Below are 14,456 nucleotides of genomic sequence, written 5' to 3'. Positions count from 1 at the left end.
GGAGTCGTAGAATCGCTAGCCCGCTAATTATTCAATCATTTCTAAGGTAAACGACGTTATGCGCCTGCCCGAACGCGACCCTTATGCTCCTCGCGAGTGGCAGCCACATGAGAAACCCGCCCTGTTGGGTTCGCCCTCCACGCCCGAACACAGTACGCCAAAACGCATTGCCTACGGCGTCGTGGGCCTGCTGGTCTGCCTGACGGGGGCGCTGGGGAATGCGGTGGTGACCGCCAACCTGCAAAATTTGCAGGGGACTTTCGGGGCCTGGTCCACCGAAATCGCCTGGCTGCCCGCGGTCTATGTGATGACCAACATCTCCATCAACCTGCTGCTGGTGAAATTCCGCCAGCAGTACGGTTTGCGCGCCTTTACGGAAGGTTTTCTGGTGCTGTACGTACTGGTCACCTTCTTCCATCTTTTCGTAAACGATCTCAGCTCGGCGCTGATGGTTCGCGCCGCGCACGGCATGGTGGCCGCCGCGCTCAGCTCGCTGGAGATTTACTATCAAATCCAGGCCTGGCCTGCGAAGCACCGCCTGAAGGCGCTGACCATCGGCATCACCGGATCGTCGCTCGCCATCCCGCTGGCCCGCCTGTTTTCGACCGAGCTGCTGCAGCTGGACGAGTGGCGCGGGCTCTATTTCTTCGAGCTGGGGCTGGCGCTGATCTCCCTGGCCTGCGTGATAGCCTTAAAACTGCCGCCGGGCGACCGGCGCAAGGTCTTCGAGAAAAAAGACTTTATCACCTTCTTTTTAATGGCTCCCGGGATGGCCCTCCTCTGCGCCGTGCTCTCTTTAGGCCGTCTGGACTGGTGGTTCGAAGCGCCGTGGATCGGCTGGTCGCTGGCGCTATCGCTGGTACTGATTGTCGCAGCCATCGTCTTTGAACATAACCGCAGCAACCCGCTGCTGAACACCCGCTGGCTGTCGAGCGGCAGCATCGTCCGCCTGGGGCTAATTATGCTGCTGATCCGAATCGTGCTGGCCGAGCAGAACACCGGCGTCATCGGCTGGCTGCAGTATGTGGGCTTACAGAACGAGCAGATGACGCACCTGGCGTGGTCTATTTTCGCCGGGATCGTCTGTGGGATCGTCACCAGCTGTCTCACCATCAAGCCAACGAAACTGGCGTGGCCAATCATCACGTCTCTGGCGCTGATGATTGTTGCCTCGCTGCTGGACAGCCAGTCCAACAACCTGACCCGTCCGGATCAGCTGATGGTAAGCCAGTTCCTGCTGGGCTTCGGCAGCGCCTTCTTCCTGGCGCCCGCTATGCTGGCCGCCATTGGCGGGGTGATCGCCGACCCGCGTAACCTGGTCAGCTTCTCGGTAATGTTTGGCATGAGCCAGAACCTCGGTGGCCTGCTGGGCTCCGCGATCCTCGGCACCTTCCAGACCTGGCGCGAGAAGTACCACTCCAGCCTGTTGGCGGACCAGCTCACCACGCTCAACCCGCTGGTCAACGAGCGAATTCAGCTTTATACCCAAATGTACAAAAGCCTGATTGGCGACAGCGCGCTGCTGGGTACCCAGGCGATAACGCAGCTACAAACGGTCACCGCGCTGGAGGCGAATATTCTGGCTTACAACGATACTTATCTGCTGACGGCGAGCATCGCTGCCGCCACGCTGGTCTGGATTTTATGGCGCTTGCTGCGCCTGCGCATCACTGCCCGTCTGGCGCTGAAGAACGCCACCGGCAACAAATAATTGAAAGAGTTCTGGAGAGTTTATGAGTCAGCAGGATGCCGCCAAAGAGCAGGCCAACACCCGCAAAAATGTGCGCATTGTTTCCGTTTTCACCGCCGCAGCCATCGGTATCGTCGGCGTACTGGTGATCCTTTATGCGTGGCAACTGCCGCCGTTCACCCGTCACGCGCAGTTTACCGATAACGCCTACGTGCGCGGCCAGACGACGTTTATCAGCCCGCAGGTGAACGGCTATATCACCGAGGTGAAGGTTCAGGACTTTGTGCAGGTCAAAAAAGGTGACCTGCTGCTGCAGATTGATGACCGTATCTACCGTCAGCGCGTGCACCAGGCCGAGGCGCAGCTGGCGATGAAAATTGCCGCCCTGAATAACAACCTGCAGCAGCGTAAAAGCGCCGAAGCAACGATCGCAAAAAATGACGCGGCGCTGAAAAATGCCCGCGCGCAGAGCCTGAAAAGCCAGGCGGATTTAAAGCGGGTGAAAGAGCTGACGTCTGACGGCTCGCTTTCCATTCGCGAGCGCGACGCGGCGCTGGCCAGTGCCGCTCAGGGTAGCGCCGACATCGACCAGGCGAAAGCTGCCCTTGAGATGTCGCGTCAGGATCTGCAGACGGTGATTGTGAACCGCGGTGCGCTGGAGGCGGATGTCGAAAACGCCAAAGCGGCGCTGGAGCTGGCGCAGATTGACCTGCAAAACACCCGCATTGTGGCGCCGCGTGACGGTCAGCTCGGCCAGATCGCCGTGCGTCTCGGGGCCTACGTGACCGCCGGGACGCACCTCACCACCCTGGTGCCGCCGCAGCACTGGGTCATCGCCAACATTAAAGAAACCCAGCTCGCGGAGCTGCGCGTCGGTCAGCCGGTGAAATTCACCGTTGATGCCCTGAACAACAAAGCGTATCAGGGACGCGTGGAGAGCATCTCCCCGGCAACCGGCGTGGAGTTCAGCGCCATCACGCCGGACAACGCCACAGGCAACTTTGTCAAAATAGCCCAGCGTATTCCGGTGCGCATTGAGGTGCTCGGTAAGCCAGAAGACTCCGCGCTGCTGCGTCCGGGTATGTCGGTACAGGTGACCATTGATACGCGGGAGGCGAAGTAATGATCCTTCGCCCGATAGCCGTGCTGGTGGCGGCGGTCATGCTGGCCGGATGCCAGTCCGTTGACGTCAAGCCAGCGCAGCCGACGCTGCACATCCCCACCCAGTGGCGCACCGTCTCCGGCCCTGCCAGCCCGACGGAGCAGCTCTGGTGGCGTAATTTCCATGACAACCACCTGAACCGCTATGTGGACCAGGCGCTACAGCATAACAGCGACGTGCTGATCGCCCGCGAACGAATTAACGAGTATCAGGCGCGGGTCTATGCGGCCGACGGCAGCCTGTTTCCCTCGCTTGATGCAGGCGTAACCGGGACGCGCGCCCGTTCACAATCCGCCGCGACCGGGCTGCCGGTTTACGGCACGCTGTACAGAGGGAGCCTGACGGCGAGCTATGACGTGGATATCTGGGGCGTCAACCGCAGCACCTCTCGCGCTGCCGAAGCCTCGCTGGCAGCGCAAAAAGCCGCCGCCGCGGCCGCGGATTTGACCGTTGCCTCGTCCGTTGCATCCGGCTACGTCACCCTGCTCTCGCTTGACGAACAGCTGCGCGTGACCGAATCCACGCTGAAATCGCGCGAAGAGGCGTTTAATCTTGCGAAGCGTCAGTTTGAGACGGGCTACAGCTCGCGCCTGGAGCTGATGCAGTCGGATTCCGAGCTTCGCTCAACACGGGCGCAGGTGCCCGTGCTGCAGCACCAGATTGCACAGCAGGAGAATGCCCTGAGCCTGCTGCTGGGAAGCAACCCCGGCGACGTGGCGCGCAGCGCAAGCTTCGCGGCACTGACGCCGCTGACGCTGCCGTCGCAGCTGCCTTCTGCGCTCCTGAACCGCCGCCCGGATATCGTCCAGGCCGAACGCCAGCTGGTGGCGGCGGATGCCTCGCTCGCGGCGTCGCGCGCCAGCCTGCTGCCGTCGATCAACCTGACCGCCAGCGGATCGGTTCAGGATCGCACCCTATCCGGCCTGCTGGACAACCCGCTTCAGCTCTGGAGCGTCGGGGGCAGTATTCTCGCCCCGCTGCTGAACCGCCAGGCGCTGAATGCGCAGGTGGACATTTCCCAGTCCCAGCGTAACCAGGCGTTGTACGCCTATGAAAAAACCGTGCGTAACGCGTTTGCCGAAGTGAACAACAGCCTTGATGCGATAAGTCGCTATCAGGAACAGCTGACGGAGCTGCTTGCCCAGCAGGATGTGGCGCAGGAGACGCTGCGCATTGCGCAGAATCGCTATCGCAACGGTTATTCCTCCTATCTTGACGTGCTGGACGCGCAGCGCACGCTGTTCTCGGTCCAGACCAGCGTCGTGCAGGTGAAAAATAACCTGCTGCTGGCGCAGATTGATTTGTATAAAGCGCTGGGCGGCGGCTGGGTCAATGTCTGAAGGCGCTTAACGGGCCTGGATTTCGTCACGTAGGCCGGGTAAGGCGCAGCCGCCACCCGGCGATTCCCCCTCAGGAGACAATCTATGCAACAACAGTGGTCTGCAGTTGATAATTTCATGATTTCTTCGCTGATTCCTGACGATGACGTACTGCATCAGGTGCTGGAAAACAACAAACGCGCCGGACTACCCGAACACGATGTCGCGGCCAATCAGGGGCAGCTGCTGGCGCTGTTCGTGCGCATGACGCAGGCAAGACGCATTCTTGAGATTGGGACGCTGGGTGCCTACAGCTCAATCTGGATGGCGCGTGCGCTGCCGCCGGACGGTAAGCTGATTACGCTTGAGGCCGATCCGACGCATGCCGGGGTTGCCCGCCAGAATATTCACCTCGCGGGGCTAGACGAACGTATTGAATTAATTGAAGGCCCGGCCCTGAGCTCGCTGGAGAATTTCGGTGAGGTTCCGCCGTTCGACCTGATCTTTATTGATGCCGATAAGCCAAACAATCCCGGCTATCTGGAATGGGCGCTGCACTACTCCCGCCCCGGCACGGTAATTATCGGCGATAACGTGGTGCGTGACGGCGAGGTAATCAACGGGGAAAGCGACGACGCGCGCGTGCTGGGCGTGCGGCGTTTTATTGAGATGATGGGGGATAACCCGCGCTTAACCGCCACCGCGCTGCAAACGGTGGGGATTAAGGGTTGGGATGGGTTTACGCTGGCGATTGTAGAACGATAACCAGCCGGGTGGCGGCTACGCCTTACCCGGCCTACCCGTTCTCCCGTAGGCCCGGTAAGCGCAGCGACACCGGGCAAGGGTTTAACCGGAAATCTGCTCCATCGCCTGCAGGATACGCTTATCCGAAATCGGATACGGCGTACCGAGCTGCTGGGCAAAGAAGCTGACGCGCAGCTCCTCGATCATCCAGCGGATCGCCTGCACGTCTTCATCGTCGCGGCGCGCTGGCGGCAGCTTGTTCAGCCACTGCTGCCACGCCTGCTGCACGCTCTCCACTTTCAGCATCTGCGCACGGTCGCGGTGCGGGTCGATAGCCATTTTCTCCAGCCGTTTTTCAATCGCCTGCAGATAGCGCAGCGTATCGCCAAGACGATTGAATCCGTTGCCGGTGACAAAGCCGCGGTAAACCAGCCCCGCCATCTGCGCCTTCACGTCAGACAGCCCCAGCGCCATGGTCATATCCACGCGCCCTTTCAGACGCTTGTTGATATTGAACACGGTGGTGAGGATCTGCTCGACCTGTTTGGCAATCTCCACCACGGTGTCGTTCAGCTCCGCGCGCACCTTTTCATGCAGCTGGGCAAAGCCCTCTTCCGTCCAGACCGGGCCGCCCGCCTCGTGGATCAGTTTGTCCACGCCGCAGGAGATGCAGTCGTCAATCAGATCCAGCACTTTGCCGTACGGGTTAAAGTAGAGCCCCAGCTTGGCCTTGTTCGGCAGCTTCTCATGCAGATACTTGATCGGCGACGGGATGTTGAGCAGCAGCAGGCGACGCAGCCCGCGCCACATCATCTGCTGCTGTTCCTGCGGGTTATCAAACAGTTTGATCGCCACGCTGTCGCGCTCGTCCACCAGCGCAGGCCAGGCTTTCACCTTATAGTTGCCGCGCTTCTGCTCGTAGCTTTCCGGAAGTTGGCCAAAGCTCCAGATGTGCAGCCCGCTCTGCTCGATGCCGTCGTCGGCCACCGCAGAGAGCGTCTCCTGGACTTTGCCTTTCAGCGCCTCTTTCAGCTCGCTCAGGGAACGCCCTTCCAGCAGCTTTTTATTTTTATCGTCCACCACGCGGAAGCTGATTTTCAGGTGATCGGGCACCTGATCCCAGTTCCAGTCGTCGCGGTCGATGGTCGTTCCGGTCATGCGGCGGAACTCACGCTCCAGCGCGTCCAGCAGCGGCAGCTCCAGCGGTGTGACGCGGCCCAAAAACGCTTCCGCGTAGTTTGGCGCAGGCACAAAGTTGCGGCGAACCGGTTTCGGCAGGGATTTGATCAGCGCAATCACCAGCTCGCGACGCAGGCCGGGGATTTGCCACTCGAACCCGCTCTCATCCACCTGGTTTAACAGCGGCAGCGGAATGTGGACGGTCACGCCGTCCGCGTCTGCCCCCGGCTCAAACTGATAGGTCAGACGCAGCTTGAGGTTGCCCTGATGCCAGAAGTTCGGGTAGTCGAGTTTGCTGACCGACTCCGCGCCCTCTTTAATCAGCATGCTCTTTTCAAAGTTGAGCAGGTCCGGCGTCTCTTTGCTGGCCTTCTTCCACCAGCTGTCGAAATGGCGAGCGGAGATGACGTCGTGGCTGATGCGCTGGTCATAAAACTCGAACAGCGCTTCATCATCCACCAGAATGTCGCGGCGGCGCGATTTATGCTCCAGCTCTTCCACTTCAGCACGCAGCTTCAGGTTTTCACGGAAGAAGGCGTGGCGCGTCTGCCAGTCGCCCTCCACCAGCGCGTGGCGGATAAACAGCTCGCGGCACAGGGCCGGATCGATCTGACTGTAGTTGACCTTACGCGCGGCGACCACCGGCAGGCCGTAAACGGTCACTTTTTCGGTCGCCATCACCGCGCCCTGCGCGCGCTCCCAGTGCGGTTCACTGTACGAGCGCTTGAGCAGATGCTGCGCCACCGGCTCCACCCATTCCGGATCGATACGTGCGGCAATGCGTCCCCACAGGCGGCTGGTTTCCACCAGCTCCGCGACCATGGTCCACTTTGGCGGCTTCTTGAACAGTCCGGAACCGGGGAAGATGGCGAAACGGGCGTTACGCGCACCGGTATACTCCTGCTTCTCGGCGTCCTTCATCCCAATGTGGGACAGCAGGCCGGTCAGCAGCGCGATATGAACTTCGCGGTACTCCGCCGGTTCACTGTTGACCGGAATGCCCAGCTCTTTCACCACCTGGCGCAGCTGGGTGTAGATATCCTGCCACTCGCGCACGCGCAGGTAGTTGAGGAAATCTACGCGGCACTGACGGCGGAACTGATTCGAGGAGAGCGCCTTCTGCTGCTCGCCGAGGTAGTTCCACAGGTTCACAAAGGCGAGGAAATCGGACTCTTTATCGTGGAAGCGGCGGTGCTTTTCGTCCGACGCCTGCTGTTTGTCCATCGGACGCTCGCGCGGATCCTGAATGGAGAGCGCCGAGGTAATGATCATCGCCTCGCGCACGCAGCCGTGCTTTTGCGCTTCCAGCACCATGCGTGCCAGACGCGGGTCGACCGGCAGCTGGCTGAGCTGGCGACCCAGCGGCGTCAGCTTGTAGACCGTCGCCTGCTCGTCGGTGGTGATCGCCCCGAGCTCTTCCAGCAGACGCACGCCGTCCTGGATGTTGCGTTTATCCGGCGCTTCGACGAACGGAAACGCCGCGATGTCGCCCAGCCCCAGGGCGGTCATCTGCAGGATAACGGACGCCAGGTTGGTGCGCAGAATTTCCGGGTCGGTAAATTCCGGACGCGACAGGAAATCGTCTTCGGAATAGAGACGAATACAGATCCCTTCCGACACGCGGCCACAGCGGCCCTTACGCTGGTTAGCAGACGCCTGCGAAACGGGCTCAATCGGCAGCCGCTGAACCTTGGTACGGTAGCTGTAGCGGCTGATGCGCGCCGTACCCGGATCGATCACGTATTTAATGCCCGGCACGGTGAGCGAGGTTTCCGCCACGTTGGTCGCCAGGACGATGCGGCGTCCGCTGTGCGGCTGGAAGACGCGGTTCTGTTCGCTGTTGGACAGGCGGGCATACAGCGGCAGGATCTCGGTGTGGCGCAGGTCGCGCTTGCTGAGCGCATCGGCGGTATCGCGAATTTCGCGTTCGCCGCTCATGAAGATCAGAATGTCACCTGCGCTTTCGTTACCCAGCTCGTCAACGGCATCAAAAATGGCCTGCAGCTGGTCGCGCTCGGTATCATCCGCCTCTTCCACAATCGGGCGATAGCGCACTTCCACGGGATACGTGCGACCTGACACCTCGATAATCGGCGCATTGTTGAAGTGCTTCGAGAAGCGCTCCGGGTCGATGGTCGCGGAGGTGATGATCACTTTCAGATCCGGGCGACGCGGCAGCAGTTCTTTCAGGTAGCCGAGCAGGAAGTCGATGTTCAGGCTGCGCTCGTGCGCTTCGTCAATGATGATGGTGTCATACTGCATCAGCAGGCGATCCTGCTGAATTTCCGCCAGCAGAATACCGTCGGTCATCAGTTTGACCATGGTGTTGTCGCTAACGTGATCGCTGAAACGTACCTTGTAGCCGATGCAGCCGCCCGGCTCCGTCTGCAGCTCTTCGGCGATACGGTTGGCAACGGTGCGCGCCGCCAGACGACGCGGCTGGGTGTGGCCAATCAGGCCTTTGATCCCGCGGCCCAGCTCCATACAGATTTTCGGCAGCTGGGTGGTTTTCCCCGAACCGGTTTCACCCGCGACAATCACCACCTGGTGGTCGCGGACGGCCTCAAGAATGTCCTGTTTCTTCTGGCTGACGGGCAGGTTTTCCGGGTAGGTAATCGCCGGGCGCGCAGCTTCGCGCAGCACAACCTTCCCTGCTGCCTGTTCAATCTCTTTCGCCATCTCCTGGTAAATGGCCTGTTGTGCATCAGGATTTTTAACCTTCTTGACGCCGTGCAGACGGCGGGCGAAGCGCTGTTTGTCGCGCAGCGTCAGAGAATCGAGCTGTTGCAGGAGCATCGGGAAGGTGAATTTTTGTTGTTCTGTCATAGCGTTAAAGGGCCGTACACGCCCTGATAAACTCTCTTTTTAATGATTGCTATAGAGTACCACACTGACGCCTTTTGCGCCTTATTCAAAAAATTCGAACATAGGCTTCGATATATTGCGCTATCTCTGTGGCAGGATTGTGAATAGAGTGTCAACAAGCAACGGGGCAACCCCCTTCAATCAAATGCAACAACAGGAATCACCCATGAGCAAAGTATTAGTTTTGAAATCCAGTATTCTGGCAGGGTACTCTCAGTCTGGTCAGCTGTCTGATTACTTCGTTGAACAGTGGCGTGAACAGCATTCTGCGGACGAAATCACCGTGCGTGACCTGGCTGCAAACCCAATTCCTGTGCTGGATGGCGAGCTGGTTGGCGCGCTGCGCCCAAGCGATGCACCGCTGTCTCCACGCCAGCAGGAAGCCCTGGCCCTGTCCGACGAGCTGATTGCTGAGCTGCAGGCGCATGACGTTATCGTCATCAACGCCCCAATGTACAACTTCAACATCCCAACCCAGCTGAAGAACTACTTCGACCTGGTGGCGCGCGCTGGCGTAACCTTCCGTTACACCGAGAACGGCCCGGAAGGTCTGGTGAAAGGCAAGCGTGCGATCGTACTGACCAGCCGTGGCGGTATCCATAAAGACACCCCAACCGACCTGGTTGCACCGTACCTGAGCCTGTTCCTGGGCTTCATCGGCATCACTGACGTGAACTTCGTGTTCGCGGAAGGTATCGCTTACGGTCCTGAAGTGGCGACCAAAGCGCAGACCGACGCGAAAGCCGCCATCGACAGCCTGGTTGCAGCGTAAGACTTCACCCTCTCACCGCCCGGTGGGAGGGTTTTTCTTTTCCCCGCATTTCGTTATCATCCGCTCCCACTCTCCAGCCGGGCGGCCTGATGTCTGCGATTATTGATTCTTTTATTGCCCCACCGTGTCACGATGACATTCAGATCCTCTGGCAGGATGAACATCTGCTGCTGATCGACAAGCCTTCCGGCCTGCTCAGCCTCTCGGGCAAAAATCCGCAAAACCTTGATTCCGTCCATTATCGTCTGGTCCAGACGTTCCCGGGCTGCACGCTGGTGCACCGTCTGGATTTTGGTACGTCCGGGCTGATGGTGGTTGCGCGCAATAAGGCCATCAACGCGGCACTGTGCCAGCAGTTTAGCCAGCGCAACGTGGAGAAAGTCTACTGCGCCCTGCTTTGCGGCCACGTGGAAAATGATGAAGGGGTCATTGATGCGCCGATTGCCAAAGACCCGGCGCTGTTCCCGCTGATGTCGATCTGCGCCATTACCGGGAAACCCGCCCGCTCCCGCTACCAGGTTGTGGAACGGTTTTATCAGGGGGCGGGATTACCGTTAACACGGGTGAAACTGATCCCGGAGACCGGGCGAACCCATCAGCTGCGTATTCACTGCCAGCAACTGGGGCACTCGATTCTGGGGTGCGATCTGTATGGCGGTCTTGACGTGCCGGGTGCTGAGGAAGCGCCCCGGCTGATGCTGCATGCCTGCGAGCTGAATTTTATTCATCCCGTGAGCGGCGAGCCGGTTAACGCCCGTCACGCCGCCCCGTTCTGAACGCGGTTTACCACATCAAATCGTCAGGGATTTTGAAGTCCGCGTACGGATCGTCTTCGTCCTGCTCTTCCTGGCTGAGCGCGCTATTTAACACGATGCTGTCGGCATCGCGCTGGGCAATTTTATCGGCCACCACTGCCGGAATGATCGCGTAGTCGCAGTCACCGTTAGCATTGAGCACCAGGCGAGCAATCGCCAGACGGCCGTTGATCAGCTGGGTCTGCGTTTGCTTATCGACTTCAATCTTTTTAATCAGCGTACCGTCGGTAAAGTTAAAGCTGATGTTGCCTTTCGCCACGGTGATGCGGTTCATCTCAATCAGCTGCTTCACCTGCGCCTTAAACTCTTTCGCCAGCACGGCCTGCTTCTGCTGCTCGCTCAGCAGCTTATCACGCTCGATCTGCGCCTTCTTGTTCTCTTCTACCGCTTCCCGAGCCTCACGCGCCTGAACGCGTGATTTCTTTGCCGTACGCTGCACTTTCGCCGCTTTCTTGCTGCTGACGAGGCCCGCTTTCAGCATCTGCTCTTGTAAGGTGAGTTTTGTCATGATTGTTTCTAAACCGGTTGGAAATTTTGGGGATTATAGCGGGAATTGCAGAGCGTGTGCCAGAGCAGTAGGCATGGCGTTTTGCTGCCGGAGTCTGGTTCATTCTTCATGCAGCTTCTACGAATGGTAATGCGTGAATAGTGGTTAAAAATCACCAGGTCATTTTCTTAAAAAATGAGCCGTTCATAAATATGATGTGAGGTTTATATCTGTACCCACTACAGGCGTTGGCATATTCATAGCGCATTTCAGGAGACTGTAATTTACATTTTTTGTCTGCTTCTATTCATGATCAGCACTGAATTGTTGAATATTCACTGTGTTCATCGGTTGATTTTTAAACTGTCGAGGCGGAGAATCCACACAAAAATAAAGGATAAGGATTTCATATGTTTCGACTCTACAGGTCACATGAATTAACACGGCGATTAGACCCTGAAGATTTTCAATATATTCTGACGCCTGCGGGCTCGCTGAGAGAGGCATGTATTTATTACGATCTCTCTTATGAAGCGAACGGTCACAGTCTTACTTTTGGTCTCCCCAAGAAAAAATATAGCGTATCCCCACATCAAAGACCGTATGAACGCAGGTATCGCAGCGACGCAGATCCCATTTATGACGAAGTAAAACACGAGCTGAAAATTGGTTGGCTTGTTGGTGTGGATACCTCCAGGCGCTGGAGCAGCGACCGGAACCCATTTTATATCGACAATAACGGCGAGCTAATTTTTACCCCTACTTCCTCATCGTGGCATGCATGGTATAAGGACGAAATCCTGAGTGCCTACCGGCACGTTATTGCCGATCGGCAAGGCAGGAAGCCTGCTCCTACTCAACGGATGCATTATGATTATTACGCGCCAACCACTGCACCGTCGGAGAAAACGCTGAACAATAAAGCTGTTGGTCGTCTGCTCGCCGCGGGTGGTATTTATAACGGCAATATTACAGGGTTTCATGAAACCGCGCTGCAGCTTGGCGGAGATGCTCCAGCAGGTTATGAGCAAGTCATGAACAACAAAGGGTTAATCATTGCGAGCGCCTCCGTTGCAGCAGGATTAACAATGGGCAGGTTAAATCCTTTAAGCGAAATAGATGAAATATCGGGGTTCAGTAAAATACCAGCACTTGAGAGCCCATATGTAAAAGGTTTCACCTCTCAGAGCGGCACACTAGTAAATGCTGAACACGCGGTTGTCGACCCGAAAAAACTCGCGGCTTATGCTTTAGATTCAACACATCCTACTGGAGGACACAAAGCCCGAGTGTTTGAGTCAGCGCTGGGATACAACCCAACTAATGCAGATGTTTTAGCCGCAAGAATTCAGGAAGGCATATTATTGGCCCCAGCAAAAGTGTTACAGGCAAATAGTTACGGTCAAACAATGGCTGTCGAAATGCCCATTTTAGGTGTCAACGGTGAAACAGCGATCGTGCGTACTGGCTGGATGTATGAAACAGACGCGTTAGTTCCTCGCCTGACAACCCTATTCGTTAAATGAGAAAATACAAATGAAAAGAGCCGAATTAGACGTTGTGGTTTTAGGAGAGGATTTACCGAATGAAGGGCTGGTAAAGGGGACTATTGGTACGATTGTTATGGTGTTCAATACCCCGACGCTGGCCTATCTTGTCGAGTTTTGCGACGAAGAAGGAAGAACAATAGCAATGCCTGCTTTGCTTCCCGCTCAGTTGAAGAGTTATTTCACCCCAAATATCCTTAAAACATTGCTGGTTGACAATAATTTCCCCGTAGCGAACCCAGTAGATCCAGACGTAATAGCAGATTTGATGCGCAACGCCGCCCCTGCTGAATGGGATGCTCAGAAGAGAAGAGTTTACGAGGATATCCAACGCCTGATGATTAACCGGCGGGACTACTCTGGTATGTTCGCAATCATGGATGGGTTTGAGTATAACGGTTTGACGCTGTACAGCCTGGTGCAGGCGAAAAACGGTGAACCCGTATGGTCGAATATCTACATTCGAAACGTTGAAATACGTGACAACGACATCTATGTTGATCCAAACCTTACTGACAAGGTACTCATTGGTGAAGATGCTATGTCCGTGTTTGCCTACAACTTCAAAGATGACTGTTTCGAGATCCGTGATAAGGCATCTACCGAATTTGCCATTGAATCACATGTTAACTTCAGCGAATTGTTGTCCGCGCTGATTGATACAATGAACTGAAATCCGCAACATCCATTGCTGGTTGTAATTGCAACCAGCCTATTTCTTCCCAGCGCCGCCCGAACAATCACGAAGCAGATAACCATCGCAGTCCGTTCATGAACTTCCCTCATGTTGCATTGAAATTAAGTCACTTCCCCTGCGCCGCGGGCTCAGGCATAAATTATGCATTGGTAACTTCTTAGCAACATGAACTTAGGATGCATAACCACAATGAGCAAAGCTTTCACATATACCCTTAAGCGCAGTTGCTTCGATGAGAATTACAACCCGTCAGAAAATACGCGTACGACCACCAACTTCGCCAACCTGGCCCGCGGGGAAAAGCGTCAGGAGAACCTGCGCAATACCCTGGTGATGATCAACAACCGCTTTAACGCTTTAGCGCGCTGGGATAACCCAAACGCCGATCGCTATGCGGTTGAGCTTGAGATCATCTCTGTCGATTTGAATATTGGCGCGGAAAAGCCGTTCCCGGCCATTGAGATACTGCAAACCACCATTGTCGACAAGAAAAACAACCAGCGTATCCCTGGCATTGTCGGGAATAACTTCTCGTCTTACGTGCGGGATTATGATTTCAGCGTCCTGCTGCTGGAGCACAACAAGAACCAGCAGCACTTCAGCATTCCGGAAAAATTTGGCGAACTGCACGGCAATATCTTCCGCCATTTTGTGAGTTCACCGGAATACAAAGAGAACTTCACAAAAGGACCGGTGATTTGCCTGAGCGTCTCCAGCAAAGATATCTATCGCCGCACCGGTAACCAGCACCCCGTGCTGGGCGTTGAGTACCAGCCGGATGGCGAATCGCTTACGGAGCAGTACTTCGCGAAGATGGGCCTGAGCGTGCGCTACTTCATGCCGGAACACAGCGTGGCGCCGTTCGCGTTCTTCTTTACCGGGGATTTACTGAGCGACTACACCGATCTCGAACTGATCGCCACCATCAGCACGATGGAGACGTTCCAGAAGATCTATCGCCCGGAAATTTATAACGCCAACTCGGCGGCCGGACTGTGCTACCGACCGGATCTGAACCAACAGGATCACTCCTTAACCAAAATTGTGTATGACCGGGAAGAGCGAAGCCGTCTGGCGATTGAACAGGGTCGATTTACCGAAGAGTACTTCATTAAGCCTTACAAACACATTCTTGAGCAGTGGTCTGATAACTACACGCTTTAATACATCAAAAAAGGT

11 protein-coding genes are annotated in these 14,456 nt (G+C 56.6%); 9 read left to right on the top strand and 2 right to left on the bottom strand.

What is annotated here, in order from left to right:
* Nucleotides 1-58 precede the first annotated feature (58 nt).
* The 4 genes from KGP25_RS11260 (at nt 59) to KGP25_RS11245 (ending at nt 4,936) form a co-directional block, all read left to right on the top strand.
* Nucleotides 59-1,711, top strand: coding sequence for an MFS transporter (locus KGP25_RS11260; RefSeq protein ID WP_223540457.1), 1,653 nt, complete (start codon nt 59-61; stop codon nt 1,709-1,711).
* Nucleotides 1,712-1,733: 22 nt separating this feature from the next.
* Nucleotides 1,734-2,813 carry an HlyD family secretion protein gene (locus tag KGP25_RS11255; RefSeq protein WP_048223106.1) on the top strand — a complete coding sequence of 360 codons (1,080 nt, stop codon included), beginning with the start codon at nt 1,734-1,736 and terminating at the stop codon, nt 2,811-2,813.
* Complete coding sequence (locus KGP25_RS11250; RefSeq protein ID WP_223540456.1) at nt 2,813-4,192, top strand: efflux transporter outer membrane subunit; 1,380 nt, start codon at nt 2,813-2,815, stop codon at nt 4,190-4,192. The genes KGP25_RS11255 and KGP25_RS11250 overlap by 1 nt, the downstream gene beginning before the upstream one ends.
* 84 nt (nt 4,193-4,276) lie before the next feature.
* Nucleotides 4,277-4,936 carry an O-methyltransferase gene (locus KGP25_RS11245; protein WP_223540455.1) on the top strand — a complete coding sequence of 220 codons (660 nt, stop codon included), beginning with the start codon at nt 4,277-4,279 and terminating at the stop codon, nt 4,934-4,936.
* An 81-nt stretch (nt 4,937-5,017) separates the two neighbouring features.
* On the opposite strand, the gene hrpA is transcribed toward KGP25_RS11245, so the two are convergent.
* Nucleotides 5,018-8,920: an ATP-dependent RNA helicase HrpA gene (gene hrpA, locus KGP25_RS11240; RefSeq protein ID WP_223540454.1), complete on the bottom strand. Its 3,903-nt coding sequence runs from the start codon at nt 8,918-8,920 to the stop codon at nt 5,018-5,020.
* A 205-nt stretch (nt 8,921-9,125) separates the two neighbouring features.
* Between hrpA and azoR the strand changes: the two genes are divergently transcribed.
* Nucleotides 9,126-9,731 carry an FMN-dependent NADH-azoreductase gene (gene azoR / locus KGP25_RS11235; protein WP_008502313.1) on the top strand — a complete coding sequence of 202 codons (606 nt, stop codon included), beginning with the start codon at nt 9,126-9,128 and terminating at the stop codon, nt 9,729-9,731.
* Nucleotides 9,732-9,820: 89 nt separating this feature from the next.
* Nucleotides 9,821-10,507, top strand: coding sequence for an RluA family pseudouridine synthase (locus KGP25_RS11230; RefSeq protein WP_223540453.1), 687 nt, complete (start codon nt 9,821-9,823; stop codon nt 10,505-10,507).
* Between the two features lie 7 nt (nt 10,508-10,514).
* Here KGP25_RS11230 and KGP25_RS11225 read toward each other — a convergent pair whose 3' ends face one another.
* The gene (locus KGP25_RS11225; RefSeq protein ID WP_128302211.1) at nt 10,515-11,054 is read right to left on the bottom strand and encodes a DUF2058 domain-containing protein; all 540 of its coding nucleotides are present in this window, start codon (nt 11,052-11,054) and stop codon (nt 10,515-10,517) included.
* Between the two features lie 389 nt (nt 11,055-11,443).
* On the opposite strand from KGP25_RS11225, the gene KGP25_RS11220 reads away from it, so the two are divergent.
* The 3 genes from KGP25_RS11220 (at nt 11,444) to KGP25_RS11210 (ending at nt 14,441) form a co-directional block, all read left to right on the top strand.
* A complete protein-coding gene (locus tag KGP25_RS11220) occupies nt 11,444-12,559 on the top strand; it encodes a DUF6883 domain-containing protein (RefSeq protein WP_223540452.1) in 1,116 nt (371 codons plus the stop codon).
* A 10-nt stretch (nt 12,560-12,569) separates the two neighbouring features.
* Nucleotides 12,570-13,253 carry a YrhA family protein gene (locus KGP25_RS11215; protein WP_223540451.1) on the top strand — a complete coding sequence of 228 codons (684 nt, stop codon included), beginning with the start codon at nt 12,570-12,572 and terminating at the stop codon, nt 13,251-13,253.
* Nucleotides 13,254-13,466: 213 nt separating this feature from the next.
* Nucleotides 13,467-14,441, top strand: a complete 975-nt coding sequence (locus KGP25_RS11210) for a DUF1852 domain-containing protein (protein ID WP_021241378.1) — start codon at nt 13,467-13,469, stop codon at nt 14,439-14,441.
* Nucleotides 14,442-14,456 lie beyond the last annotated feature (15 nt).

Origin of the sequence: Enterobacter sp. JBIWA003 (genome assembly GCF_019968825.1) — a bacterium.
GTDB lineage: Bacteria > Pseudomonadota > Gammaproteobacteria > Enterobacterales > Enterobacteriaceae > Enterobacter > Enterobacter quasiroggenkampii.
This window is presented reverse-complemented; position numbering and strand designations above follow the sequence as displayed.

What these genes read in the sequence shown, in the direction of transcription:
- KGP25_RS11260 (WP_223540457.1), top strand. Translation starts at nt 59, where the DNA reads ATGCGCCTGCCCGAACGCGACCCTTATGCTCCTCGCGAGTGGCAGCCA.
- KGP25_RS11255 (WP_048223106.1), top strand. Translation starts at nt 1,734, where the DNA reads ATGAGTCAGCAGGATGCCGCCAAAGAGCAGGCCAACACCCGCAAAAAT.
- KGP25_RS11250 (WP_223540456.1), top strand. Translation starts at nt 2,813, where the DNA reads ATGATCCTTCGCCCGATAGCCGTGCTGGTGGCGGCGGTCATGCTGGCC.
- KGP25_RS11245 (WP_223540455.1), top strand. Translation starts at nt 4,277, where the DNA reads ATGCAACAACAGTGGTCTGCAGTTGATAATTTCATGATTTCTTCGCTG.
- hrpA (WP_223540454.1), bottom strand. Translation starts at nt 8,920, where the DNA reads ATGACAGAACAACAAAAATTCACCTTCCCGATGCTCCTGCAACAGCTC.
- azoR (WP_008502313.1), top strand. Translation starts at nt 9,126, where the DNA reads ATGAGCAAAGTATTAGTTTTGAAATCCAGTATTCTGGCAGGGTACTCT.
- KGP25_RS11230 (WP_223540453.1), top strand. Translation starts at nt 9,821, where the DNA reads ATGTCTGCGATTATTGATTCTTTTATTGCCCCACCGTGTCACGATGAC.
- KGP25_RS11225 (WP_128302211.1), bottom strand. Translation starts at nt 11,054, where the DNA reads ATGACAAAACTCACCTTACAAGAGCAGATGCTGAAAGCGGGCCTCGTC.
- KGP25_RS11220 (WP_223540452.1), top strand. Translation starts at nt 11,444, where the DNA reads ATGTTTCGACTCTACAGGTCACATGAATTAACACGGCGATTAGACCCT.
- KGP25_RS11215 (WP_223540451.1), top strand. Translation starts at nt 12,570, where the DNA reads ATGAAAAGAGCCGAATTAGACGTTGTGGTTTTAGGAGAGGATTTACCG.
- KGP25_RS11210 (WP_021241378.1), top strand. Translation starts at nt 13,467, where the DNA reads ATGAGCAAAGCTTTCACATATACCCTTAAGCGCAGTTGCTTCGATGAG.